This window comes from Pseudomonas sp. MF6747 (genome assembly GCF_963890955.1).
Taxonomy (GTDB): domain Bacteria; phylum Pseudomonadota; class Gammaproteobacteria; order Pseudomonadales; family Pseudomonadaceae; genus Aquipseudomonas.
This window is the reverse complement of record NZ_CAWPSZ010000030.1, coordinates 1-25,201: the sequence shown is the minus strand read 5'-3', so window position 1 is coordinate 25,201 and position 25,201 is coordinate 1. Positions and strand designations below refer to the sequence as shown.

General features: G+C 59.0%; 12 protein-coding genes, 2 rRNA genes and 1 pseudogene. 10 read left to right on the top strand and 5 right to left on the bottom strand.

The annotated features are described in order from the left end of the window. Together AACW30_RS21770 and AACW30_RS21765 are read left to right on the top strand one after the other, a co-directional pair. Positions 1-8,231, top strand: an 8,231-nt coding sequence (locus tag AACW30_RS21770) for an immunoglobulin-like domain-containing protein (protein WP_267911457.1), incomplete at its 5' end; no start/stop codon positions are given. Between the two features lie 152 nt (positions 8,232-8,383). After that, positions 8,384-8,722 (top strand): hypothetical protein, encoded by a 339-nt coding sequence (locus AACW30_RS21765; RefSeq protein WP_016968775.1) that lies wholly within the window; start codon positions 8,384-8,386, stop codon positions 8,720-8,722. 152 nt (positions 8,723-8,874) lie between these two features. Here the strand turns inward: AACW30_RS21765 and lapD are convergent, their stop codons facing one another. Together lapD and lapG are read right to left on the bottom strand one after the other, a co-directional pair. Next, positions 8,875-10,821 carry a cyclic di-GMP receptor LapD gene (lapD, locus tag AACW30_RS21760; RefSeq protein WP_106580707.1) on the bottom strand — a complete coding sequence of 649 codons (1,947 nt, stop codon included), beginning with the start codon at positions 10,819-10,821 and terminating at the stop codon, positions 8,875-8,877. Between the two features lie 14 nt (positions 10,822-10,835). Beyond that, positions 10,836-11,528, bottom strand: a complete 693-nt coding sequence (gene lapG, locus AACW30_RS21755; protein ID WP_106580708.1) for a cysteine protease LapG — start codon at positions 11,526-11,528, stop codon at positions 10,836-10,838. 252 nt (positions 11,529-11,780) lie between these two features. On the opposite strand from lapG, the gene AACW30_RS21750 reads away from it, so the two are divergent. From AACW30_RS21750 to AACW30_RS21730, 5 genes are all read left to right on the top strand, one after another. Next, positions 11,781-12,491: a GntR family transcriptional regulator gene (locus tag AACW30_RS21750; protein ID WP_106580709.1), complete on the top strand. Its 711-nt coding sequence runs from the start codon at positions 11,781-11,783 to the stop codon at positions 12,489-12,491. 361 nt (positions 12,492-12,852) lie between these two features. Then, the gene (locus AACW30_RS21745) at positions 12,853-13,611 is read left to right on the top strand and encodes a DUF3050 domain-containing protein (protein WP_200625735.1); all 759 of its coding nucleotides are present in this window, start codon (positions 12,853-12,855) and stop codon (positions 13,609-13,611) included. Then, positions 13,608-14,555 carry a diiron oxygenase gene (locus tag AACW30_RS21740; protein ID WP_124416115.1) on the top strand — a complete coding sequence of 316 codons (948 nt, stop codon included), beginning with the start codon at positions 13,608-13,610 and terminating at the stop codon, positions 14,553-14,555. Before AACW30_RS21745 ends, AACW30_RS21740 begins: the two co-directional genes overlap by 4 nt. Then, complete coding sequence (locus AACW30_RS21735; RefSeq protein ID WP_200625734.1) at positions 14,552-17,929, top strand: amino acid adenylation domain-containing protein; 3,378 nt, start codon at positions 14,552-14,554, stop codon at positions 17,927-17,929. Before AACW30_RS21740 ends, AACW30_RS21735 begins: the two co-directional genes overlap by 4 nt. A 17-nt stretch (positions 17,930-17,946) precedes the next feature. Further along, entirely contained in the window at positions 17,947-18,405 is a 459-nt protein-coding gene (locus AACW30_RS21730) for an SRPBCC family protein (RefSeq protein ID WP_106580713.1), read from the top strand. A gap of 39 nt (positions 18,406-18,444) precedes the next feature. Here AACW30_RS21730 and AACW30_RS21725 read toward each other — a convergent pair whose 3' ends face one another. Beyond that, positions 18,445-20,325, bottom strand: a complete 1,881-nt coding sequence (locus AACW30_RS21725; RefSeq protein ID WP_200625733.1) for a methyl-accepting chemotaxis protein — start codon at positions 20,323-20,325, stop codon at positions 18,445-18,447. Positions 20,326-20,604: 279 nt separating this feature from the next. On the opposite strand from AACW30_RS21725, the pseudogene AACW30_RS21720 reads away from it, so the two are divergent. The 3 genes and pseudogenes from AACW30_RS21720 to AACW30_RS21710 all read left to right on the top strand — a co-directional run bounded on the left by AACW30_RS21720 (position 20,605) and on the right by AACW30_RS21710 (position 24,699). Continuing rightward, positions 20,605-21,119 (top strand): annotated as a pseudogene (locus AACW30_RS21720) (sigma-70 family RNA polymerase sigma factor). Between the two features lie 5 nt (positions 21,120-21,124). Continuing rightward, positions 21,125-22,099, top strand: coding sequence for a FecR domain-containing protein (locus AACW30_RS21715; protein ID WP_179610095.1), 975 nt, complete (start codon positions 21,125-21,127; stop codon positions 22,097-22,099). Between the two features lie 104 nt (positions 22,100-22,203). Beyond that, positions 22,204-24,699 carry a TonB-dependent siderophore receptor gene (locus tag AACW30_RS21710; protein ID WP_200625732.1) on the top strand — a complete coding sequence of 832 codons (2,496 nt, stop codon included), beginning with the start codon at positions 22,204-22,206 and terminating at the stop codon, positions 24,697-24,699. A 173-nt stretch (positions 24,700-24,872) separates the two neighbouring features. On the opposite strand, the gene rrf (AACW30_RS21705) is transcribed toward AACW30_RS21710, so the two are convergent. Both rrf (AACW30_RS21705) and rrf (AACW30_RS21700) read right to left on the bottom strand, forming a co-directional pair. Further along, positions 24,873-24,988: ribosomal RNA gene (gene rrf, locus AACW30_RS21705) — 5S ribosomal RNA — on the bottom strand. Positions 24,989-25,097: 109 nt separating this feature from the next. Then, positions 25,098-25,201: ribosomal RNA gene (gene rrf, locus AACW30_RS21700) — 5S ribosomal RNA — on the bottom strand; the annotation flags it as partial.

Sequence of the window (25,201 nt, the reverse complement as noted above, 5' to 3'; positions counted from 1 at the left end):
CGGTCGTTGAAGGCGGCAACATCACTTACACCGCCACGCTGACCAACCCAGCACAAACCGCTGTGACGGTTACCTTGAGCAACGGTCAGACGATCAACATCGAAGCGGGCAAGTCCAGCGGAAGTGTAGTTTTCGAAACCCCGGCTAACGATGTCTACAACAACGGTTCGACCGTCAACACAACGATCACCAACGCCACTGGCGGTAATTTCGAAAACCTGGCAACCAACCCTACGCCAGCGACCACCACCATCACCGACTCTATCGATACCACCACTGTCACTCTGACGGCGGATCCTTCGGTCGTTGAAGGCGGCAATATCACTTACACCGCTACGCTGACTAACCCGGCGCAAACTGCGGTGACTGTGACGCTTTCGAATGGCCAGACCATCGTCATCGAAGCCGGGAAATCTGCCGGTTCGGTGGTGTTTGAAACTCCGGCCAACGATGTCTACAACAACGGTTCGACCGTCAATACGACGATCACCAACGCCACTGGCGGTAACTTCGAGAACCTGGCAACCAACCCAGCGCCAGCGACCACCACGATTACCGATTCGATCGACACCACCACCGTCACTCTGACGGCAGATCCATCGGTCGTTGAAGGCGGCAACATCACTTACACCGCCACGCTGACCAACCCAGCACAAACCGCTGTGACGGTTACCTTGAGCAACGGTCAGACGATCAATATCGAAGCGGGCAAGTCCAGCGGAACTGTAGTTTTCGAAACTCCGGCCAACGACGTTTACAACAATGGTTCGACTGTCAGCACCACTATTACCGGTGCAACTGGCGGTAACTTTGAGAACCTGGTTCCAGGTACTGCCCCAGCCGTCACCACGATCACTGATTCGATCGACACCACCACCGTCACTCTGACGGCAGATCCATCAGTCGTTGAAGGCGGCAACATTACTTACACCGCTACGCTGACTAACCCGGCGCAAACTGCGGTGACTGTGACGCTTTCGAATGGTCAGACCATCGTCATCGAAGCGGGTAAATCTGCGGGCTCGGTGGTTTTCGAAACCCCAGCCAACGACGTCTATAACAACGGTTCGACCGTCAACACGACGATCACCAACGCCACTGGCGGTAACTTCGAGAATCTGGCGACCAACCCTACGCCAGCGACCACCACCATCACCGACTCTATCGATACCACCACTGTCACTCTGACGGCGGATCCATCGGTCGTTGAAGGCGGCAACATCACTTACACCGCGACGTTGACCAATCCGGCGCAAACCGCCGTGACCGTCACGTTGAGCAACGGCCAGACGATCAACATCGAAGCTGGAAAATCCAGCGGAACTGTAGTTTTCGAAACTCCAGCCAACGACGTTTACAACAATGGTTCGACTGTCAGCACCACTATTACCGGTGCAACTGGCGGTAACTTTGAGAACCTGGTTCCAGGTACCGCCCCAGCCGTCACCACGATCACCGACTCGATCGACACCACCACTGTCACTCTGACGGCGGATCCATCGGTCGTTGAAGGCGGCAACATTACTTACACCGCTACGCTGACTAACCCGGCGCAAACTGCGGTGACTGTGACGCTTTCGAATGGCCAGACCATCGTTATCGAAGCGGGTAAATCTGCTGGCTCGGTGGTGTTTGAAACGCCGGCCAACGACGTCTACAACAACGGTTCGACCGTCAACACGACGATCACCAACGCTACCGGTGGCAACTTCGAGAACCTGGCAACCAACCCAGCGCCAGCCACCACCACGATCACCGACTCGATCGACACCACTACCGTCACCCTGACGGCGGATCCTTCGGTCGTTGAAGGCGGCAACATTACTTACACCGCTACGCTGACTAACCCGGCGCAAACCGCCGTGACGGTCACGCTGAGCAACGGCCAGACGATCAACATCGAAGCCGGCAAGTCCTCAGGCTCAGTGGTGTTCCACACCCCGGCCAACGACGTCTACAACAACGGTTCGACCGTCAATACGACGATCACCAACGCCACTGGCGGTAACTTCGAAAACCTCGCAACCAACCCAGCGCCAGCAACCACCACGATCACCGACTCGATCGACACCACTACCGTTACCCTGACGGCGGATCCATCGGTCGTTGAAGGCGGCAACATTACTTACACCGCTACGCTGACTAACCCGGCGCAAACTGCGGTGACTGTGACGCTTTCGAATGGCCAGACCATCGTTATCGAAGCGGGTAAATCTGCTGGCTCGGTGGTGTTTGAAACGCCGGCCAACGACGTCTACAACAACGGTTCGACCGTCAACACGACGATCACCAACGCTACCGGTGGCAACTTCGAGAACCTGGCAACCAACCCAGCGCCAGCCACCACCACGATCACCGACTCGATCGACACCACTACCGTCACCCTGACGGCGGATCCTTCGGTCGTTGAAGGCGGCAACATTACTTACACCGCTACGCTGACTAACCCGGCGCAAACCGCCGTGACGGTCACGCTGAGCAACGGCCAGACGATCAACATCGAAGCCGGCAAGTCCTCGGGCTCGGTCGTGTTCCATACCCCAGCCAACGACGTCTATAACAACGGCTCGACCGTCAACACGACGATCACCAACGCTACCGGCGGTAACTTCGAAAACCTGGCAACCAACCCAGCGCCAGCGACCACCACCATCACTGACTCGATCGACACCACTACCGTTACCCTGACGGCGGATCCATCGGTCGTTGAAGGCGGCAATATCACTTACACCGCCACGCTGACAAATCCAGCGCAAACCGCGGTAACCGTAACGCTGAGCAACGGCCAGACGATCAACATCGAAGCCGGCAAGTCCTCGGGCTCGGTGGTGTTCCACACCCCGGCCAACGACGTCTATAACAACGGTTCGACCGTCAACACGACGATCACCAACGCCACTGGCGGTAACTTCGAAAACCTGGCAACCAACCCAGCGCCAGCAACCACCACGATCACCGACTCGATCGACACCACTACCGTCACCCTGACGGCAACCCCTTCAGTCGTTGAAGGCGGCAACATTATTTACACCGCCACGCTGACCAACCCGGCGCAAACCGCTGTGGCGGTCACGCTGAGCAACGGCCAGACGATCAACATCGAAGCGGGCAAGTCTTCGGGCACGGTCGTGTTCCAAACGCCGCCGAACGACGTTTACAACAACGCGTCGACTGTCAGCACGACGATCACCAAGGCAACCGGCGGTAATTTTGAGAACCTGGCGGCGAATCCGGCCCCCGCAGTGACGAGCATCACCGACTCGATCGACACCACCACCGTGACCCTGAGCGCGCCAAGTGCGGTCAACGAAGGCGGCACCATCACCTACACCGCCACCTTGAGCAACAAGGCTGGCAGCGACATGGTGATCACCCTGGATAACGGCTCGACGATCAAGATTGCCAAGGATTCCCTGGTGGGCCAGGTGACCGTCAATGCGCCAGGCGATGACGTGTTCATCGACAAGAGCACCCAGACCGTCAAGATCGCCGGCACTACCGGTGGCAATTTCGAAAACCTCAGCGTGACGCCGGGCGGCGCCACCACCGTGGTCAACGACACCATTGATACGGTGAGAATCCTCCTGACCGCCACCGGCAGCGTCGGCGAGAAAGGCAACATCGTCTACACCGCCACCCTGGTCGACAAAGACGGTCATGCCGTCAATAACGTCGGCAAGACTGTGGTGGTCGAGCTGGATAACGGCAAGACCATCAGCATTGCCGACGGCCAGAGTTCCAGCACGGCCACCGTTGTCGCGCCTAACGATGTGTACGCCGGCAACCAGACGGTGACTGCGGCCATCAAGGGCGTAACCGGTGGGGAGCAGTTCGAGAACCTGGTGCCGGTCAAGGATCCGGTGAGCACCACCGTATACGACACACCGGGCACCACCGACCTGACGACCGTCACCCTGACCGCGCCAAGTGCGGTCAACGAAGGCGGCACCATCACCTACACCGCCACCTTGAGCAACAAGGCCGGCAGCGACATGGTGGTCACCCTGGATAACGGCGCCACGATCAAGATCGCCAAGGATTCCCTGGTCGGTCAGGTGACCGTCAATGCGCCAGGCGATGACGTGTTCATCGACAAAAGCACCCAGACCGTGAAGATCACCGGCACTACCGGCGGTAATTTCGAGGGCGTCACCATCACCCCGGGCGGCGCAACCACCGTCGTCAACGACACCATCGATGACGTGACCGTGTCGCTCAAAGCCAACGGTTCGGTCAGCGAAGGCGGCCAGATCACTTACACCGCTTCCCTGGTCGACAAGAACGGCAATGCCGTAACCAACGTCGGCTCCGACCTGGTGGTGAAGTTGAATAACGGCTCGACCATTACCATCGGCAACGGCCAGTCCAGCAACACCGCGACCACCACTGCGCCTAACGATGCGTACGTGGGCGCCAACGACGTGACTGCCAAGATCACCGGCGTGGTCAGCGGCGGCGACAAGTACGAGCATCTGATCGTCGACGGCAGCACCGTGACCACCAAGGTGACGGATGTGATCAACAACACCACCATCAGCATTACCGGCGACGCGTCGGTGACTGAAGGCGGCACGGCGAACTACACCCTGACCCTGAGCAACCCGGCGCAAACCGATGTGACCGTGACGCTCAAGTACAGCGGCACCGCCACCGATGGCTCGGATTTCACTGGCGTGTACACCGTGAAGATCCCGGCTGGCGCCAGCAGCGTGCCGTTCACCATCGGCACGATCGACGACAAGATCACCGAGCCGACAGAAACGATCGTCATCACCATCGATAAAACCACCGGCGGCAACTTCGAAAACCTGGTGGTCGGCAATGGCAGCGTCAGCACCAACATCATCGACAACGACGCGCCGCCGGTCATCGACCTGGATGCCAACAACTCCAGCGGCGCCACCGGTGCCGACTACAAGACCTCGTTCACCGAAGGCGGCACGGGCGTGTCGATTGCTGACACTGACATCAAGATTACCGATCCGGACAGCACTCAACTGACCGGCGCCACGGTGGTCTTGACCAACACTCAGCAGGGCGATTCGCTGAACTACACAGGCGTTACCGGCATCACTGTGACCCCGACCACAGACCCTGCCACCGGCAAGATCACGCTGACCCTGACCGGTACGGCGTCGCTGGCTGACTACATGCAGCAGATCAAGAACATCACGTTCACCAACAACAGCCACGACCCGAGCACCACGCCGCGGACCATCACCGTGACCGTGACCGATGGCGGCAATTACTCCAACGTCGCTACCGCCACGGTCAACGTAGTGGCGGTCAACGATGCGCCAGTGGCAACCGGCAGCGCCGTGACCGGCACCGAAGACACGCCGCTGGCGCTGACCTGGGCCAACTTCGGCGTGACCGATGTGGACTCGCCACAAGCCAGCCTTGGCGTGAAGATCACCGACCTGCCGGTGGCCGGCAAGCTGCAATACCTGGCGGCAGATGGCGCCACCTGGACCAACGTGACCGCCGGCCAGACCTTCACCAAGGCGCAGATCGACGGCGGCCAGTTGCGCTTTATGCCCAACGCCAACGAGTCCGGCACCGACGGTTATGGCGGCACCGGTATTGGCAACAAGCAGGCCGATTACGCGCAGTTCAAGTTCCAGCCTACCGACGGCAAGGACCTGGGCACCAGCGCCACGGTGAAAGTCGATATCACACCGGTCGCCGACGCACCGACCCTGAATGTGGCTGACAACAACGTCAATTCGGTGGGCTTGCTCAAACAAAGCTGGAACAGCATCGCCGGCATCGGCACCAACGGTAACGGCGCGGCCCCGGCCGACCTGAAAAACGCCATTGATAACGCTGGCACGCCCAACAGCAGTGGGGTTGTGACCAACGTCGAATCCACCGCCAACGTGGCGGCGGGTGCAGGCTCGAAGATCTCCGGCCTGATGTACATGGAAGCCGGCAAGTCCTACACCTTCAGCGGCACCGGCGATGACAGCCTGGTGATCAACGTCGGCGGCAAAGACGTGGCCAGCGCGCAATGGGGCACCAACAGTGGCAAGTTCAGCGGCTCGATCACCCCGACCGTCAGCGGCTACTACAGCATCGAGATTTACCACGCCAACCAGTCCGGCCCGGGCAGCTATGACGTCAACCTGTCGATCAACGGCGCAGCGGCCACAGACCTGAGCACCAGCGGCGCGGCGTTGTACACCGGCATCACTGACCTGACCAACGCCGGCGTGACCGTGTCCGACCTGCATGGCAGCAACGGTGACGGTTACTACGTGGGCTACAAGCTCAACGAAGGCCAGGAAAACGGCACCGTGAAGCTGTCCAAGGTCACCACCGCGCTGACCGATACCGACGGTTCGGAAACCCTGAGCGTGAAGATCAGTGGCGTACCGGCAGGCTCGGTGCTAACCGACGCGTCCGGGCACACCTTCACCGCGACCAAAACCGTGGGCGAAGTCAACGTCACCGGCTGGGACCTGAGCACCCTGACCATCAAGCCGCCGACCTACTACAGCGGCCAGTTCAACCTGACCGTCACCTCGACGTCCACCGAAAGCCTCGGCGGTTCGGCCATCACCACCGCGCAATTGCCGGTGACGGTGTACCCGGCCACCTACAGCGCGATCACGGGCACCTCGGGCAGTGACGCGATTACCGGCACCGATGGCAACGACATCGTCGTGGCCGATATCGGCGGCCTGAACGTGGTGCAGGGCAAGAACTACAACATCGCGTTTATGGTGGACAGTTCCGGCAGCATGAGCACCGCGTCGATCAACGCGGCAAAGGCTTCGTTGACCTCGGTGTTCAACTCGCTCAAAGACAGCCTGGGCGCCAACACGTCGGGGACTGTGAATATCTTCCTGGCGGATTTCGATACCCAGGTGAACAAGTCGGTCGCCATCAACCTCAACGATCCAAACGCCCTGACGTTGCTCAAGGCAGTGCTGGACTCGATGGCGTCGGGCGGCGGTACCAACTATGAAGACGTGTTCAAGACCACGGCCAACTTCTTCCAGAGCGGCCTGGCTACCGGCAACAGCGGTGCCACCAACTTGACCTACTTCATCACCGACGGCAAGCCGACCTATTACCAGAGCGGCGAGCAGACCAACCCGACGATTTACAACGTGAAACTCGACGACTTGGTGACCACGTCCAACTACACACTGGGCACGACGTTCAGCAAATACCTGGATAACACCCACTACTTCAGTGTCGACTCCTCGGGTGCGGCCCAGTTGCAAACCTGGAATGGCTCGCGCTGGGTGGTTAATAACCTGGGCACCCTGCACGCCCAAGGTGACGGCACCTACGAGCTGTCCAACCTGAGCGGTACCGGCAGCAGCACCGACTCGGCGACGCTGAGCAACGCCAAAAGCGCCTTTGCCTTGCTGGGCGGGTTGTCGCAAGTGGAAGCCATCGGCATCAACAGCGACGTCACCCTCAGCGACCTGAAGCCGTACGACAGCGATGGCAAGCCGCAAAGCAACATCGACCCGAAAGACCTGGCCAACGCAATTCTCGGCCACACCGAAGCAACGCTGCCGGGTAACGACACCATCAGCGGTGGCGACGGCAACGACATCATCTTCGGCGACCTGGTGAGCTTCAGCGGTATTACCGGTGAGGGTTACAACGCACTGCAGGCCTTTGTTGCACAGAAGACCGGCGTGGCGGTCACGGCAGTGACCACCTCGAACGTGCACCAGTACGTCACCGAGCATTACGCGGACTTCGATGTGTCCGGCGCCAAGGACGGCAACGACACGCTGCTGGGCGGCGCGGGTGATGACATCCTGTTCGGCCAGGGCGGCAATGACTACCTGGACGGCGGCAAAGGCAATGACATCTTGCTGGGCGGCACCGGTGACGACACCTTGATCGGTGGTCCGGGCAACGACATCCTGATCGGTGGTTCGGGTGCCGACACCTTCGTGTGGAAAGCGGGTGACCTGGGCAACGATGTGATCAAGGACTTTAAAGCCTCGGAAGGTGACCGGATCGATCTCAAGGATCTGTTGAAGGGTGAGACGGACAGCACCATCGACAACTACCTCAAGATCACCACGGTAGACGGCGTGTCGACCCTGCAAATCAGCAGTGAAGGCAAGCTCAACGCAGCGGGCGGCGTGGCCAATGCCGATGTGACGATCAAGCTGGAAGGCAACGATTGGTCTCACACCAGCATCAACTCGCTGATCAGTGGTGCCGACCCGACCATCAAGATCGATCACACCGCCTAAGACGCGATGAACCGGCCGCCCACTCGGGCGGCCGATTTATTTGGCTGATGCGTTACTGGCCCTCACGGGCGGTTGCATCGCATACTCGCGCTCATAAACACACCATTGACCTATGCTGGTGAACGCGTGTGGCTCATTTTCGAGGGTTTCTTATGTTTTACGTGCAACGTGATGCACAGGGTGCACTGAGTCGCGTGGAGGCCGCCGCCTTTGCCGAATCAACTGAAACCCTGCCAGCCGATCACCATGAGATCCAGGCCTGGTACGCCAACGAAGTGGTGGAAACAAGCCTGGCGCAGCTCAAGCAAAGCGACCTGGAGATGATTCGGGTGCTGGACGACTTGATTCAGGTGCTGACGCGCAAGGGCGTGATCAGCGTGACAGACCTGCCACCGGCGGCGCAGGCCAAGCTGATGGACCGTACCCACGCGCGGGAAGCGTTGGGCGGGTTGAGCCACCTGATCAATGATGAAGAGACTGGTTTGATCTGATTTAGTTAGGCACACCGAATCTAAATCGAGGCAGGCTTGTGTGGGAGCTGGCTTGCCTGCGATGCAGGCACCTCGGTGTATCAGGCGGACCGAAGTGATGCTATCGCAGGCAAGCCAGCTCCCACACAAGCGAGTGCCCCGTTAGGTTTGGATTATTTCCAGGGCGCCGGTTCACCGAACAGCTGGCCCTGCACACCGAAAATCCCCATTTCGCGAATCACCTTCAGCTCACCCTCGGTTTCCACACGCTCGGCAATCAATGGCAAGTCGATGCTGTGGGCCGCACGCTGGATCGCCTCGATAAACAGGCGTTTGTCGCTTTCCTGATCGATGGCGCGGATGTAGCTGCCGTCGATTTTCAGGTACGCCAGGCCCAGCCGTGCAAGGTTGCCGATCATGCTGAAACGCCCACCAAAGCGCTGCAGGCTCAGAGAGAAGCCCAGCTCGCGCAGGCGCTGGGTCAACTGCTCCAGCAGCGCCTGCTCCGGCAATTGTTCTTCACCGATTTCCAGGGTCAGGCGCGGGCCCAGGTTGCTGTGCTGGCGCAGCAGCTCAAAAATCCGATTCAGCGCCTGAGCATCCTGCAAGGTCGCGGCAGACAGGTTCAGCGCCAGGCTATGGCTGTGGCCGGCCATTTGCTTGAGTACCTGCTCAAGCATCAAGCGGTCCAGGCGCGCCGTCCAGCCGAAGCGCTCGAGCCACGGCAGGAAACGTCCGGCAGGTATCGTGTGGCCGTCTTCATCCTGCAAGCGCGACAGCACTTTGTAGTGCAAGACCAGCTGCGGGTCCTGGCTGGCAACGACCGGTTGGAAGTACAGCTGGAAACGCTGCTGGGTCAAGGCCTGGTCGAGCAGTGTGTGCCACGCATGGTGATCGTCGCCGACGCTGGCGGCGGCGCTATGGTCGAGGCACACCCAGGTGGTGTCGCCCTGCCCTTCGGCCTGGGCCAGGGCTTGGTCAGCCAGGGTCAACAGGGCTTGAGGCGAATCGCCATGGTTAAAAGGTGCCAGGCCGATATAGGCAACCGGCGTGACATCACTGGCGCCAGTGGCCTGCAGGCTGAGCAACGTGGTCTCAAGGTTCTGCGCCAGTTGCAGCGCTTCTTCACGCACCAGCCCCGGCGCCAGCACCGCAAACTCACCGCCGCGGATACGGGTGACGAGGTTGTGGGTTTCCGGGTACGGCTCGCACTCGCGCAGCAGCTGTTCGCCGACCGCTTGCAGCAATTGGTCGGTACGCTGGCCACCGAGGCGCTGGTTGAGACCGGCCAGGTCCTTGACCCGCAGCAGCAGCAGATAGCCGGAGCTGGTCTCTTCCGGGTGACTCACGCGGGCGTTGAGCTGCATTTCGAAATAACGCCGGTTGGCGAGGCCGGTGAGGTTGTCTTGATAGGACTCGATGCGCAGTTTTTCGCTGCGCTCGGCCTGCTCCTGGAACAGCGCCTTGAGCTTTTCCACCATCTGGTTCATGGCCTGCACCACGCGGCGCAGTTCCGGCGTGCGCGGCAGGTCGGGCAAGCTGAGGAACTCGCGGCGGGCAATGGCGTGGGACTGCTTGACCATGTAGTCCAATGGCTTCAACTGCCGGCGCAGCAATAACGCGCCAAGCACCGCACTGACCGCGCCGCACAGCAACAGCCAGCCGAGGCTGCCCAGGGCGCTCTGCCAGAGTTTGGCCAGGGCGAACATCGGGTGACTGACCACCTCCACGCGCGCCGCCTGCTCCCAGCCGCGATTGACCAGCGCATCGCCACCCGCCGGCTCCAGGCCGATCAATTTCACGAACCAGTTGGGCACACCGTTGTTGTCGGGAATGCCGCTGCGCTCGACGATGGTTTTATCCGTGGCCAGGTCCACCACGCGGATGCTCGCGTAATAGCCGCTGTCGAAGATTGAGCTGACCAGCAGTTCGACCATGGCCGGGTCGTCGATATTGGGCGTCAGCGACAACGCCAGTGCCGTCGCCGCATCCTGCGCGTGGGAGCGAAGCTGGTTGACGTATTGGGTGCGCGAGCTTTCCAGGCTGACCATGAAGCTGCCACTGAAGGCGACCACGAGGAACAGACAGATTGCGATCAATAGTTGTTTGAACAGAGACATCCGATCAGTTACTCCTAGTTGGCAGGCTCGGCCGGGAAGCCTTCGGCACGCATTTTTCTCAACACATCCTGCCAGCGCGACAAGCGTTTGGTATCACCGACTTTCGTGTTGCCCTTGGCGCCGGGCAGGTACAAACCCTCGGCGTTGAAGGAATACACGGGAATCAGGTCGGTACGGCGAGTGGCCGGCAGGATCTCGTCCATCAGGCTATCGAGCACCAGCGGGATGGCGTTGGGGGTCGAATAATAAGTCAGCACCATGTGCGCGCGATTCTGCCGCAAGGCCTTGACGTAGGTAATGCGCAATTTGTCGCTGGAAACGCCCAGGTGACGCAGGCTGAAATACTTGGCGATTGCGTAGTCTTCACAATCTCCGGCACCTTTCCACAGGGCTTCGATGGGCGTCTCCCAATAATCGACCACGTGCCACAGGTCGATGTCTTCCACGTACGTCATTTGTTTGTTGAAGAACAGATTGACGACCTTGAGCTGCTCCTGCTCGTCGACTTGCTTTTGGGTCGCCAGCAACCGCTGCCAGGCGTCAATTCGCTGCTGGCCCTCACCCAGCGGCCCGTACAAGGCGGTGGCTTTGCGGCTGATCTGAGAGAAATCCCAATCGGCATGCAGCCCGCCGAGCATCAAGCCAGCCAACAGAATCGCTGAAAATAGCCAGCTGAGGATTCGAGAGGGAATAAAACTTACCGCCAAGGCGTTCAGTCCGTGGAGAGAGACGGAATTTCAAAGGATGGTGAAGCCTCAACCCACAAAAAACAATGGCACAGTGCAATCATTCATGCGTGGGCGAAGTTCATGACCCGCCGCTGTGGGATGCACAAAGTACAGCTTGTAAGCCCTTACAAACGGAAACTTTGGCTGTTTGACAAGCGTGTGGGCCATCTTTAGTGTGCATTGGATCCAATTAAACACACTCCATTCAACAATAAGGAGGATAGCGTAACCGTGACGCAGAAGCCGAACCCTTTAAGCAGCATCAAAATCAGCGGGCCTATTCCCGCCCACCTTGCTCGCGCCGTTATTGAAGAAACCTTGCGCAATGCCATTCTCGACGGTCGACTGCCCTGTGGCACCGCGATGCGCCAGCAAGAGCTCGCCAGCCTGTTCGGTGTCAGCCGCATGCCCGTGCGCGAAGCTTTGCGCCAGCTGGAAGCCCAGTCTTTGCTGCATGTGGTGACTCACAAGGGCGCCGTGGTTGCACCGTTGATCGAAGACAATTCGGCTGAAACCTATGCCCTGCGCATGCTGCTGGAATCCGAAGCGCTGCGCCTGTCGATCCCGTTGCTCACCGACGCCGACATTGCCCAAGCCGACGCCTTGATCAAAGCGCTGGAGCAGGAGAAAGACTACGCCGAGATCGGCCGTCTCAATCGTCTGTTTCACATGGCGCTTTATAGCAAGGCACCCAACCAGCGTTTGCTCAAGTTGGTTGAACACGGCTTGAATGAGGAAGAACGCTTTCTGCGCTTCAACCTCGAAGCGATGGGGCTGGGCGAGACGTCCCAGGAAGATCACCGTGAACTGCTGAGCCTGGTGGCCCAGAAGAAAACCGACGAGAGCATCCTGACGTTGCGCAACCACCTGATGCGCGGCATGGAGGTCATCTCTACCTACCTCAGCGGTCTTGAAGCCGCCGCAACACCCGACACGCAGTAAGTTTTACCGCGCTCGTTGTGGATCCTTATACGGTGAAGGCCCCTTTCTGTGCGGAAGGCCCCCCACGGTATACATCGCATATTTGTTGGTGCCTGGCTAACTTAAAGAAACGTCCCACTTCGATTCAAGCAAGTTACTTACAACACACTGTATCTCGAAAAAATATCTAATACTTTCATCATCTCGCCCCACCGTTTAATCAGCTTACTATCGCGACCTAATGCAACAACCATTTTATTTTGCAGAGCAGCTTAGTCTCGTTCTCGCTGCGCGCGGGGCCTGGCTATGCGCCACGCCTGCACGTCCAATTGTAAATACCATCCTGTTTTCAGAGCAGCGCAATAACTTATAGGCATCAACCATGCATCAACACTTACTTGAACAAAAGAAACTGCAGCTGTGCCGCCATCCGTTATTTAAAGAAATAACTTCACTGACCAAGTTACAGCGTTTCATGCAACACCATGTATTTGCCGTTTGGGATTTTATGAGCCTGACCAAACGCTTGCAGCAGGACCTGAGCTGCACGCAGTTACCCTGGCTGCCGCCCCTCGACCCGCAAGCGACGCGCCTCATCAATGAAATCGTGCTCGGCGAAGAGTCCGATGAACATCCCGCACAGGGCCATTGCAGCCACTTCGACCTGTACCTGCAAGCGATGGCCGAAGTAGGCGCTGACACCCGCGTCGTCCGGCGCTTCATTGAGCTGCAGCGTCAGGGGACCGAAGCCAGCACAGCCTTGCATCAGGTCGATGCGCCGCCAGGCGTAGCCCGCTTTGTCGAAAGCACGTTGCAGATCGCCTTGAACGCGCCCACCCACGGCGTAGCGTCCGCCTTCCTGCATGGACGCGAGAGTGTCATTCCCTCCATGTTCGCGTGCATTCTGCGCGGCGATGTATTCAAGGGCCGCCAGGCGCCGACCTTCTGCTACTACTTGAACCGTCACATCGAACTGGACACGCAAGGGCACGGGCCCGCCGCAGAGGCGCTGCTCCAGCGCCTGATCGGTACAGACCCGACTCGCCAACGCCAGGCCGATGAGATAGCTCTGGGCGCGGTGCACAGCCGCCTCCGCTTCTGGGACGACGTGCGCGCCTCGCTGCAAGAGACGCGGCCATGAACGCCGCCGACTATCGCTCCTTCGCCGACGACTGGGAACGCCGTGCAACCCTGCGCACACGTCCGCGGCGCATGCTGGAAAACGACGACAGACTCATCTACCCCGCGAGCCGCCAGCCACTGGTGCTGAGCGCGACCTTCCTTGAGCATTGCTCGCAGTGGCGCGACTTCGTGCTGGTGCAAAGCTTCTACAAATTCCTCAATGACGTGGTGATCTTCGAAACCGAGATCGTCGACAAGACCGCTCGCAGCATTGCCAAGAATCGCTTCTCACTGTCCTTCCCCCTCGCCTGTCGCTACGACGCAATGACTGTCGTGGTCGATGAGGATTACCACGCGCTGGTCGCGCTGGATTTCCTGCAACAAACCGTGAACATGACGGGCCTGCAACCGCTCGACTTGCCCGGCCAAATCGAGCTGAGCCATGCCTTGCCCGCCGCGCAGGCATTGGCGCCGCCGCACCTGCGTGACGCCGTGGAGTTGATTGGCGTGGCCATCGCCGAGAACACCATCACCCATGACGTCGCGGCGTTTGCCAAGGATGACAGCGTCAAACCGTCCATACGCGGCTTGATGGCCGACCACTTGTTCGATGAAGGCCGCCATGCACAGTTCTGGACCCACCTGGTGCGTATCTACTGGCAGTCGGCAAACCCGGCCGACCGCGACAGCATCGCGGCCACCCTGCCGGCCTTCTTGACGCATTACCTGACCAACGACCTGCAGAAAGCTTTCGATCTGCAGTTGATCGAACACCTGGACGTCAGCGCCGACGTTCGCCGTGCGCTACAAGACGAAGTCGCAGCGCTGCACTTTCCCATCACCCGCCAGCACCCGCTGCTTGGCAATATCATGGGTTTTCTGCACCACAGCGGTGTGCTGAACACCCCGAGCGTCGCCCTGGCCCTGAGCACCTATTTACCCGAATCGGGGAGGCAGCCATGAGGCGCTTGAACATGGGATGGAGCGGCACCAGCAAAGCCTTGGAAGCGATCAGGCAAACGCTGGAGCAGTATGGGCACGTCACCGCGACGGAGAACCTCGACGTCATGATTGAAGACGGCAGCCAACCGCTGCGCGTGCCTGCCGATAATACCCAGCGGATCAGCCTGCGACTGGGTATTGGCCCGGTGTCTGAACATGGGCTTCCTGCGGTGCAATTGCGCTGCTATGACCAAACCCGCCGCGTACTGGCGATATGCGGCATCACCGAAGAACCCAGCGGCAACGGCGAGCGATTGCGCCGCCAAGCGACGAATGCCCTGGTGGAATGGGTAGCCTCGCTGGTCAGTCAATTCTCGCGAGACCCTACGTTTTTTTCGGCGACAACCGTCGCTAATGCCTGGCCTGAGCAAGGCCTTCATGGGCTTGAAGGGTTGGCGTTCCTGCATCGATTCAACCGTACTTCGCAGCCGGCACTGTTACAGGCTGCACAGGTGCCAATGATCGAGCGGTTACAGGCCAGTCTTCATTCCTTTGCTGAACGACCGGCGCTGAACATCGCGGGCAGCGTGCTGACCTACCGTCAATTACTGCATCGCGCCGTGTCGATCCAGCAAAGCCTGAGTCTCCTGCTGCAGCACGCGCAGACGCCAGCGGTGATCGGCGTGTGCCTGGAAAAATCCGTTGATCTGTATGCCAGCATTCTGGCGGTGCTGGGTTGCGGCGCGGTGTACCTGCCACTGGCACCCGATCATCCGCCGCAACGCCAGCGCGCCATGCTGCAAAGCAGCAACGCCAGGGTGTTGGTGGTAGAGGGTCAGCACCCTTTGCGCGACGATTTCGTTACCCTGAATCTCAGCACTGTCGACCCGACCTGTGCCGACATCACACGCCCGCTGATGCAGCATCGTCCCAGCAGCGAGGCACCCTGCGTGGCGCTTTTCACCTCAGGCACCACCGGCCAACCGAAAGGCGTGTTGCTCAGCCAACGCAACCTTGCACATTTCACCGCCTGGCTAGGCGCCTGTATGTCGTTGGACGAGCACAGCCGCGTGCTGCAGTTTTCGCCGCTGAGTTTTGACTCATCGCTGATCGACATCTTCCCCGCCCTGATAGCCGGCGCCGAGTTGGTCGTCCCGAGCGAGGGCCAACGGCACGATCCTCAGCAACTGGTCGAGCTGATTCGCCAACAGGGCATCAGCCACGCGTTTCTGCCGCCGGCGCTGCTGAGCATTCTGCCGCTGGATCAGCCCTTGGGTTTGACTCACTTGATGACCGGCGGTGATGCCTGCGAGCCGCTTGTGATCGAGTGCCTGGCGAGCAAATGCCACCTGCACAATTTCTACGGCCCTACCGAGACGACGGTACTGGTCACCCACCGAACCTTCCAGCCCGGTGACAGCACACGCAATCTTGGGCGCCCCATTGCCAACAGCCAGGTGCTGATCCTCGACGACGACCTGCACCCGGTGGATGAACAGGTGATGGGCGATCTGTATATCGTCGGCCCTGGCCTGGGCCTTGGGTATGTGAGCGCGCCGCAGGGGGTCGACAGCCCGTTTGTTGAGCTGACACAGCCGGACGGCCGATCAGTGAGGGCATACCGCAGTGGCGACCGGGCGAAATGGACGGCCGACGGTATCGAACTGGGCGGTCGGCGGGATGATCAGGTGAAGATCCGCGGCTTTCGGGTCGAGCCCCAGGAGATTGAGCAATGCCTGCGCAGCAGTCGGCTGTTTCGCCAAGTGGCTGTGCTGATTGATCCTGACCGCAGGATCCTGAGCTTTGCCGCCCAACCTGAACCAGGCGCCAGCATGGCAGGCCTCAAGCACCATGCGCGGCAATGGCTGGCGACCTACATGCAGCCCGAGGTGTGGACAGAATTACCCACTCTGCCACGCACTCACCACGGCAAGATCGACCGTCAGGCCTTGCTGGCGATACCGAAACACGCCACTCCCCGCAACGAGTGCAATGCCGCACAAACGCCTCTGCAAATGCGGCTGGTAGCGCTGTGGAGCGAGTTGTTGGCGGTGCCGGATGGCGACATTTCCATCGACGATGGGTTTTTCAACCTGGGCGGCCATTCCATTCTGCTGTCTACCCTGCTGCTGCGTCTGCGCAAAGCGTTTGGCCGTAGCCTTTCACTGAGCAGTTTCTTTGAAGCGCCGACAATTCGTACGCTCTGCGTGCTGATGGAAGACGGGGCACTGCCGCATGCACCGTCAGGCCAGGTGGAAAAGGATGCGTCGCAAACGCTGAATATAGAAACGCTGCATGAGGACCGCGCTGGCGATCCGCGCAAGGTGATTGTCACGGGCGCCAACAGTTTTGTCGGCGTGCACCTCGTCGAAGCCTTGTTGGCTGGCGGTGCCCAGGAGGTGGCATGCCTGGTGCGTGAACAGCCGGGGCAGTCGGCGATGACGCGGTTTACCCAGGCATTGCGCGAGTACCGGCTGCAACATCTGGACCTGAGCCGGGTGCAGGTATACGCCGCCGATATGGGCTTGCCCCGGCTGGGCTTGGCTAGCGATGTTTATGAGCACCTCGCCCGAAACCACGGGGTCTTGGTGCACAACGCCGCGCGGGTCAATCATGTGATGGATTACGCCTCACTGGCCCAGGACAACGTCGAACCGATACGTGAGTGCCTGCGCCTGTGTGAAACCCACTGCAAGAAAGTCTTCAATTTCATCTCGACCCTGTCGGCCTGCAGCAGTGTCGACGCCCAGGGAAACATCCTCGAAACGCCGGCTGCAACCACGTTGCCGCTCTACCTCAAGAATGGCTACAACCTCTCCAAGTGGGTCGCCGAACGCTTGCTGCGGCGTGCAGCCGAGCAAGGCGCATGGGTGAACATCTATCGCCCGGGAAACATCGCTTTCAATAGCCGCAACGGCGTCTGCAAGCCGCACAACAACCGCCTGATGATGATGCTCAAGGGTTCGTTGCAATTGGGCCTGGCGCCCCGCCTGCAGGTGAACTTCGACCTGATGCCGGTGGACTTCTTTGCCCGTTTTGTTGCGTTCCACTGCGGCCGCTTCGTTGCAAGCCGAAACGTATTCAACCTGCACAACCCACAGCCTTTGAGCTGGGATCACTACCTTGATGCATTCAGTCAGGCGGGCCACTGCTTCGAGCGGGTGAGCGTTGCGCAGTGGCAGACCGAGCTGCGAACGGTAGGCCCTGATAACGCGCTGTTTGGCGTGCTGGGCTTCTACCTGGATAACCTCGCAGAAGACATCAGCGACATCACGATGATTTGTCACGAGAACGCACGCCAGGGTGTGGAGGCGATGGGCGAGCAGTACCCGTACAAAGACCCGGCGCTGTTGCGCAGAGGCTGCGACCACCTCAAGGCCATCGGCTTTCTCTGACCGTTCAGGACATTTCCATGAATCTGCTGCAACCCGATACATTAATTCGCAACCCGAACGGCACACCGGTGGTGGCGTCTGTTGACGTCGCGTGCGAGGCCGCTGATCTGTGGCGAGTGGTGGGCAATTTTGCAGGCTTTGATGCCTTCGTTCCGGCTCTCTCGCACATCGAAATGACGGGCACAGGCATAGGCGCCTTGCGCACCAAACATTTCCACGATGGCCATTGCGTCGTAGAGCAACTCAACAGCCGCGACGACGACGCCATGTACATGACCTGGACCACACTCTACAACACCTTGGGCGTCGCCCGGCTGTGGGCTGCCATGCAGGTGGAAGCGCTTGGCACAGGATGTTCGCGGGCAACCTGGACGCTCATGGGTGAGCCGGTCGATACCACCCAGGCGGCGTTTGAACAGTTTGTGCAGACCTTCGCCGACACGGCCCTGGAGAATGTACGCCAGATGTTCAGCTGATCAGCAGGAGCGAGACGCCTCGCTCCTGCATGAGCCCGGTCAGATTTTGAAGCTGTCGACCAGTTGCTTCAGGCGGCTCGCTTGCTGAGACAGCGCATCGCAGTCCTTCAGCGTTTCGTTGAGGTTGGCCACACCCTGCTGATTCAGCAGGTTGATCTGGTTGATGTCGACATTGAGGGTTTCAACCACAGCGGTCTGCTCCTCGGTAGCCGCCGCGACCGACTGGTTCATGCCATCAATCTCGACGATTCGCTGCGTCACGCTGACCAGGCGCTCGCCGGCCTGGTTGGCCACTTCAACGCTCTCCTCGCTGGAGGTCTGACTGGCGTTCATGGTGGTCACGGCCTCACGCGAGCCCACTTGCAGCGACGTGATCATCTTATGAATCTCTTCGGCGGACTCCTGGGTACGGTGAGCGAGGTTACGCACTTCATCGGCAACCACGGCAAACCCACGCCCGGCTTCCCCGGCACGCGCGGCCTCGATCGCGGCATTGAGCGCCAACAAGTTGGTTTGCTGGGAGATGCCTTTGATCACATCAAGGATGTGGCCAATGTTGTCGGTGCTGGCGTTCAGGGTTTCGATCTGAGTGCAGGACAGGCTGATCTTCTGCGACAGTTCCGACATCGCCAGGATGGTTTTCTCCACCACCTTGCGCCCGTCGTCTGCTTGTTCACTGGCACCACTGGCGTGCTGCGAAGCATCAGCTGCGTTACGCGCGATTTCCTGGGTAGCGGCACCCAGCTCGTTGATCGCCGCGGCCACGCTGTTGGTGCGCGCGCTTTGCTCGTCCGAGCCGATGATCGAGGCGTTGGACGACGCCATCACGCGTTGGGACAGGTCATGCACTTGACGCGTTGCCGAAGACACCTCGGAAATAGAGGCGTGGATACGCTCGACGAACTGGTTGAAAGCGCTGCCCACCTCGCCAAACTCGTCCTTGCTGGTCACGTCCAGGCGGCGAGTCAAATCGCCCTCACCCTGGGCAATGTCCTGCATGGCCACACCCATGGTGGTCAGCGGGCGCAGCAGTACTTGGATCAACAGGCTCAACAACACGGCAATGGCGACGACGGCAATCAACATGGCGATCAATGCCGAAGTACGGAACTTGCCAAGTGGCGCGTAGGCTTTGTCTTTGTCGATCGACAGACCGATGTACCAATCTGCACCGGGTAAACCGCTGATTGGCGTGAACGAAAGAATGCGATCCTGGCCATTGAGAACAACGTCCTGGCTGACCTTTTCGATACGCAGGTTGGTACCTGGGTAGATGTCCTTGAGGTTTTTCATCACATGGTCCTGGTCAGGACTGACGATGACCTGGCCATCGGCGCTGACCAGGAACGCATGGCCGATCCCACCGAAGTCTACCGAGTTGATGATCTTCACCAGGGTTTGCAGGCTCAGGTCACCGCCGACCACACCCAACAGCTCACCGTTCTTTTTGACGGGCAGAGCAATGGTTACGATCTGCCCGCCGACTGCGGCCATGTAAGGCGGAGTCAGCATGGTTTTATCGGCAGCCACCGCCTGCTTGTACCAAGGGCGCTGACGCGGGTCGTAATCGTCAGGCATCTTCGCATCAGGACGCTGGGTGAACACCCCGTTGGTTTGCCCGACGTAGGTGAACTGGAAGTTCGAGGTGAACGCTGGCTGATCAACCAAGCCAGGAAGATCGGCCTGGCTGCCCTGATGGGCAACGTTTTGCGCCAGGCTTTCGAGTACCAGAATGCGGCCACTGAGCCAGTTCTGCACACTGCTGGCCGTGAGTTCGCCTGATTGCTGGATAGACGACTCCAGGTTTTGCTTGATAGTGCTGCGCTGCAGGTAGTCGTTGTAAAGCGTGAATAACGCGAACGCGAGAACCACGACGCCTGATGCGGCCAGCAGAATTTTATGACTGAACTTAAGATTCATTTCATCGACTTCTTTTGCCAAAGGGGGATGAGCGTGCCGAGTGGAACATTCCATGTAACGGGATAGGCGGACTCTGCGACCGCTCTATTTCGGTGCACGCATGGCTCGTCAGGCTTTCGGCCAGGCCAGGATAAATCTTAGAAATTTGTGAGAAGCATCCTGATTTTGAGTAGGAAACCGACCGACGGTAGATCGGTAGGCGTCGGCGTTGCAAAATTTTTCAGCCTCCCAGACAATGCGACTAATTATCATTTGTGACGTTTGGCCGAGCCTGTGTGAATGCCGACTACTGAGTACATCCCTTGTGAACGTGTTGTGCAGACGCTTTACAGCACCCATCACAGCTGGCTCAACCGGTGGCTGCGCAGCCGCCTGGGCAATGCGGCGGATGCAGCGGACCTGGTCAGGACACGTTCGTGCGCTTGCTGCAAAAAACCGAACGCCTGGAACTCAAAGCCCCTCGTGCCTTTCTGCGAACCATTGCCAGCGACCTGGTGATTGATCATTGGCGGCGTGAAGACATCCAGCGCGCCTACCTCGAGTCCATTGCCCATCTCCCTGAGGCGTTGGTCCCCAGCGCAGAAACGCGGATATTGGTGTTGGAACTGCTGGAGGAAATCGCCCGCCTGCTGGACGGATTGAAGCCGAAAGTACGTAAGGCGTTTCTACTGGCTCAGTGTGATGGGTTGGCGCACAAGCAGATCGCGCTGCAGATGGGGGTGTCGTTGCGAACAGTGGAACGGTATGTCGCGCAGGCGCTGTATCACTGTTACGTACTGCGTTATGGGGCGTGACTACGATGGATAATGCCGCGCGCTCCGGACCAGATCCTCAGGTGGTCAAGCAGGCCATCGCTTGGGCACTGCGCCTGCGTAATAACCGGGCCAACGTGCGCTTGCATGCACAATGTGTGCGCTGGCGCGAAGCGCATGACGACCATGAATTGGCCTGGCAGCGGGTACAGGCACTGCAGCAGGAATTGAGCAGCCAGATGGCCGCGATCCCCGGCGCGCGCGTCGCCTTGGAAAACGTTTCGCAAGGCGTGGGCCGGCGGCAGGCACTGAAGATGTTGTCTGGCGTCATGTTGGTGGGCTCCGCAGCCTGGTTAAGCCGCGACCTCACCGGCTGGCAGCGCTGGACGTCCGACCTTGCGACCGCCACCGGGGAACGGCGCAGCGTGCAATTGCCGGATGGCGCTCGTTTGCAACTCAACACCGACAGCGCCGTGGACCTGGATTTCAACGCGCAGCAGCGTCTGATCACGCTGGTTCGCGGGGAAATCCTGGTGACGTGCGGCGCGCCTTCTTCGGCGCCACTGCTGGTTCAAACTCGGCACGGCTTGTTCGAAGGTATCGACGGGCGCTTTGCCGTGCGCCAAGACAGCGATTGCACCCGCTTGAGTGTGGTCAGTGGCAACGTGGCCATTCACTCACCACACTCGGCAGACGGACTGTCGACTCAAGTCCACGCAGGAGAGAGCTACCTCGTACATCACACACATGCCACGCTGGCACCGCCGCTGGATATGGACATGGGCGCCTGGGTCGATGGGCTGATCGTGACACGGAACATGCGCCTGGCTGCCTTCCTGTCGGAGGTGGGGCGCTATCGACCTGGTTATCTGGGTTGTTCGGCAGAAGCCAGCGACTTGCGGTTGTCAGGGGTTTTCCGGCTGGAGGACACGGATAAATTGTTGGCGATCGTTGCACAGACGCTGCCTGTTGAAGTGCGCTACCGCACGCGTTGGTGGGTAAGCCTGGAACGTTCAGCCTGATCTTTTATGCTTTATATGAAATTTTTTTGGCGGTTTTTTCCGTGAGACCGGCTTAGACAGTAAGCCCTTCAATCAGCCCTCACCGGCCTCCACGGATCTTGATCATGACAGCGCGTTTTCCCGGCAACTCACCGTGCTCTTCCTACCCCCTTTTGGCTAAATCCATCCGTGCGGTATTGCTGTCAACCGCGATGGGCATGGGCGCGGGTCCAATCGCCGGCATGGCTGCGCATGCAAACATCGAGCAGGTTAACCAGCGCTACGACCTGCCTGCCGGCGCCCTGGGCGAGGTGCTCAATCAATTCGCCCGTCAGGCAGGCATTACCCTCTCCAGCACGCCTGGGCAAACCCAAGGCCGGCAATCAGCCGGGCTGCATGGCGAGTATTCAGCCGAGCAGGGGTTAAATCATCTGCTCACCGGCTCTGGCTTGCAGGCGGTATCGCAAGAGGGTGTCAGCTTTGTGCTGGAGACCCAGACGCAGAGCAGCACCTTGACGCTGCCCACCACGGATATCAAAGGCTTCGCCCTGGGTAATGCCTTAGGCAGCATGGAAGGCTACAACGCGACGCATAGCCAAATCGCAACCAAGACCAGCGCCGCATTGCTGGAGACGTCGCAAACCGTTTCCGTGGTGACGCGCGAGCAGATGGACGACCAAGGCTCCCAAACCGTCGCACAAGCCCTGCGTTACACCCCTGGTGTACTGACCAACCCCTATGGCGCGACCCATCGTTATGACTACGTGGCAATGCGCGGTTTTAATGATGGTTCTGTGGACAACATCTACCTTGATGGTTTGAAGTCCATGGGGGATAGCGGCACCTATAGCACCATGCAGGTTGATCCGTATTTTCTCGAGCGCGTAGACATTCTGAAGGGGCCTTCCTCTGTCCTCTATGGACGTAGCTCGCCCGGCGGCCTGGTCGCGCTGACCAGCAAGAAGCCATTGCTGGAGCCCTACCATCAGGTTCAAGCAACGGCAGGCAGTCACGGTCAGCAGGGCATGGGTTTTGACTTCAGTGGACCCGTGGATGACGACAAGCGCATCGCCTATCGGCTTACCGGTTTAGCGGACAAGTCTGATACGCAGTTCGACCACGCCAAAGAAAAGCGCTTAGCCTTGGCGCCGACACTCAGCATCGACTTTACCGAAGACACCTCGCTGACACTCCAGGCGTACCTGCAGCATGATCCTGATGGCGGCTATCACGGCGGTATGCCGGCAGACGGCGCATTGCATCAGCGTAATGGCCAGCGCATCTCCAGCCACTTCTTCGAAGGTGAACCTGGAGTAGATGGCTACAAACGTGATCAGCAGTCGTTCGGTTATCAGTTCGAGCATCGATTCAACGACGTGTTTACTGCGCGACAGAACTTGCGCTATCTCGACTCCAAGGTGCAATTGGATCAGGTGTACGCCTATGGCTGGACCACACCGACCAGTAACGAGTTGAATCGCTATTATTCGGGAGGTGATGAGAAGCTGCATGCGTTCATCATCGACAACATGCTGCAGGCGGAGTTTTTTACCGGTACCACTCACCATACCGTGCTGATGGGGGCTGATTATCAGCGACGTAAAACGGTGGTGGACTGGACGAGCGGGTCACTGCAGCCAATCAACGCATTCAACCCGGTCTATGGCAACACTGCTATCAGCAATGCCAGCCTGACCAGCTATCTGCGTCGCCTTGAGCAAACTGGCGTTTATCTACAAGACCTGATCGAGATGGATAAATGGCGGTTCTCTCTAGGGCTGCGTCAGGACTGGGTAGAGACGTCCGACGAGAACCGTATCGCTGAAGCGGGGCGACCGCTGGGCACGGAAATTTCTGACAAACGTACCAAACTGACTGGGCGAGCCGGTGCGCTGTATCTGTTTGATAATGGCTTGGCACCCTATGTCAGCTATTCAGAGTCGTTCAACCCGAACTCCTATTCAGACAACGCCGGCAACCCGCTGGCACCCACCAATGGAACGCAGTGGGAAGCGGGCTTGAAGTATCAGCCGCCGGGGACGGATAACCTGTTTACAGCTTCCTGGTTTCGCATTGACCAGGAGAACCTGGCGACAAAGCTTCCTCAAGAAAACTTCTATCGCGCAGTAGGTGCGGTTCGCTCGCAGGGATTGGAGTTGGAAGCACATATGCAACTGACCGATAACCTGAAGATCTTGGGCAGCTATACCTTTACCGATATTAAATATTCAAAATCGATGGTCAGTACGCTGAGCTCAGCCGACAACTTGATTGAGAACAAAGGCAACTCCCCCACGCAGGCACCTCGCCATATGGCATCGGTGTGGGCGGACTACATGTTTGATAGCGGCGCCTTTGACGGCTTGCGACTTGGCGGCGGGGTTCGGTACGTCGGCTACAGCTGGGCAGACGCGGAGAACACAATGAAGGTACCCGCCTACACCTTATTCGACGCATCCTTAGGGTATGACTTGGGCAAGGTCGGACTCAAAGGCGTAGATGTACGGTTGAACGCGAACAACCTGACCAATGAGACCTATGTAGCGTCCTGTGCCAGCCTGAACTTCTGCTATTTGGGCGAAGAGCGTAATGTCAGTGCGACGGTAAGCTATCAATTCTGATCTGTTAGCGTTTCTGACAAGCCAGTGTCTTCTTTCAGGCACTGGCTTTTTTGTGGGCAGGGTGCAGGGGGATCTGATGTGGCCGGCTCGGGAGGATTTCTCTCAGTCGGCAACAGTCCTCCAAAACGACAAAACCCCTGTCTGCGTTAGCAGACAGGGGTTTCGGAATTTGATCTTGACGATGACCTACTCTCACATGGGGAAACCCCACACTACCATCGGCGATGCATCGTTTCACTGCTGAGTTCGGGATGGGATCAGGTGGTTCCAATGCTCTATGGTCGTCAAGAAATTCTGTGTACCAGTGCGTTGCGCTTGCAACGTGCCGGTGAAATTCGTGGACTTCTACATAAACAAAACCCCTGTTTGCGTTAACAAACAGGGGCTCTGGAATTTAATCTTGACGATGACCTACTCTCACATGGGGAAACCCCACACTACCATCGGCGATGCATCGTTTCACTGCTGAGTTCGGGATGGGATCAGGTGGTTCCAATGCTCT

Excerpts from the sequence above, each read along its gene's own strand:
- lapD (WP_106580707.1), bottom strand. The coding sequence starts at position 10,821 with ATGTCTCTGTTCAAACAACTATTGATCGCAATCTGTCTGTTCCTCGTG.
- AACW30_RS21725 (WP_200625733.1), bottom strand. The coding sequence starts at position 20,325 with ATGAATCTTAAGTTCAGTCATAAAATTCTGCTGGCCGCATCAGGCGTC.
- AACW30_RS21710 (WP_200625732.1), top strand. The coding sequence starts at position 22,204 with ATGACAGCGCGTTTTCCCGGCAACTCACCGTGCTCTTCCTACCCCCTT.
- AACW30_RS21745 (WP_200625735.1), top strand. The coding sequence starts at position 12,853 with ATGCATCAACACTTACTTGAACAAAAGAAACTGCAGCTGTGCCGCCAT.
- AACW30_RS21740 (WP_124416115.1), top strand. The coding sequence starts at position 13,608 with ATGAACGCCGCCGACTATCGCTCCTTCGCCGACGACTGGGAACGCCGT.
- AACW30_RS21765 (WP_016968775.1), top strand. The coding sequence starts at position 8,384 with ATGTTTTACGTGCAACGTGATGCACAGGGTGCACTGAGTCGCGTGGAG.
- AACW30_RS21730 (WP_106580713.1), top strand. The coding sequence starts at position 17,947 with ATGAATCTGCTGCAACCCGATACATTAATTCGCAACCCGAACGGCACA.
- AACW30_RS21735 (WP_200625734.1), top strand. The coding sequence starts at position 14,552 with ATGAGGCGCTTGAACATGGGATGGAGCGGCACCAGCAAAGCCTTGGAA.
- AACW30_RS21715 (WP_179610095.1), top strand. The coding sequence starts at position 21,125 with ATGGATAATGCCGCGCGCTCCGGACCAGATCCTCAGGTGGTCAAGCAG.